Here is a 1,721-nt window from a genome sequence, read left to right on the forward strand (position 1 = left end):
GAGCCTACTGAAAAACCATCGTATTTTCAGAAACAATGTTCTAACAATTAAAAAACCACATTCAAATTAGGATAATTTTCCCAAAAATCGAATGTGGTTTTCTCTTTTTATTGAAAGCTAGGAGTATTTTCTCCATATTTTTTCTTTAACAATGTCAATATTCGTTTGATATTCACATTGAATATTGATATTGCTCCTTGTATTCGCATACCAAATAAGCCCGACGATATGGCAATATCATAGCCGTGCTGATTTTTGAGTTCGCTGTTCTTTGCTTCAATCATGTATCGTTGTCGGTAACGTTGTTTAAAATATTTGGATTCTTGAAATTCCTCTTGCTTAAGATGTTCATGAGATTTGATAGAAACAGAATATGTTTTGCTCTTTGCTCCTTCTTTATAGCATCCTTCTTTTCTTGAGCATTGCTTACATTTTTTAACATCAAAATAATATGTGGTTACTTGATTATTGTTGCTATTCTTTTTGCCAGTCTTTGCTTTGCGTATAGCCAAATGTCCTGCCGGACAGACAAACATATCTGCATCTTTGTTGAAAGTAAACTCATCTTCCTTTTTTCGCACACCACCTGAGATGATTGGATGAAGCTTAGAAATAATCTTGATATCATTCTCATTAGCATAATTCAAGTTATCTTTTCCCGAGTAGGCAGTATCCCCGATGATTTCTTTAACCTCAACACCACTAGCTTGGCTCTTTTCGATGAGTGTTTGTAATTCAGGACCATCAGGCTTTTCGCCACTAGTGATAACAGCTGCTGTAATAAGTCGCTCTTCAGTCATAGCAAGATGTGTCTTATAACCAAAAAACGGGTCATCGACGGACTTGTGGCCGGTTCTTGCCTCCGAATCTCCTGATTCAGCCAATGCTGTTTCTGTATCTGCAAGTCCTTCTTTCAAAAAATTTAAACGCTTTTTGATATTTTCTCTGATACTAAGCTGTGGTGCATTTTCTACAACATCTACTACTCTTTCACAATATTCCATGACATCATTAAGTGTTGGATTTGTTAATTTCTTTGGGAAATGTTCCTTAAAAGATTCGTCCACTTGATAGACATCTCGTCGTAGTTTTTTTGCACGTTCAAGTAGTATTTCCTCCATCGATTTTTGATGATACCGTGCACGTGTATGTGTTGCATCTACGATGATAGCATTACCAATTTTAATACCGTTTTCCATTGCTATTTGAATGGTTTTCATAATTAACTTGTCGAGAATATCTTCATTTTTTAATCGTAATCTTCGGAACTTGGTGAGGGTTGTAGGATGAATAAGATTTGTCTCCTCTGGAGCTAAATCCAGAAAATATTTAAAAGACATATCGCAACGTGTTCGTTCTACCAAATCTTCATCCGAAAGCTCATTCATATCTTTGAGTATCAAGTATTTGAACAGGCGAATAGGGTCTTTGGCACCACGACCATGAGTTAGATTATAATTCTTTTCTACTTCCTCTATGACAAATGAAAAGTCTACTAGTTCTTTGATTTTGCGAAGTATGTGATCTTTTTGAATAAGTATATCATATAAGTCAGCATATTTGCTAATCATCATTTCTTGTTGCCTTTTTAGCATAATAAGTCTCTCCTTTATTTTTTCTATACTTATTATATTCGACATCTACTCCCTAATCTCCTTTTTGCCACTTAAAAAACCTTATCATAATTTCTTATGATAAGGTTTGACTTTTTCAGTGACCTC

Annotated in this window: 1 protein-coding gene; it reads right to left on the reverse strand. The window is 34.8% G+C overall.

Translation table 11 applies throughout. The annotated features are described in order from the left end of the window. Positions 1-107: 107 nt before the first annotated feature. On the reverse strand, positions 108-1,595 hold the full coding sequence (locus BUA90_RS12035; RefSeq protein ID WP_072968876.1) for an IS1182 family transposase: 1,488 nt from the start codon (positions 1,593-1,595) through the stop codon (positions 108-110). Between the last annotated feature and the right edge of the window lie 126 nt (positions 1,596-1,721).

The sequence above is a fragment of the Caminicella sporogenes DSM 14501 genome, assembly GCF_900142285.1.
Lineage (GTDB): Bacteria > Bacillota > Clostridia > Peptostreptococcales > Caminicellaceae > Caminicella > Caminicella sporogenes.

Coding starts and splice junctions, on each gene's coding strand:
- BUA90_RS12035 (WP_072968876.1), bottom strand. CDS start 1,595: ATGCTAAAAAGGCAACAAGAAATGATGATTAGCAAATATGCTGACTTA.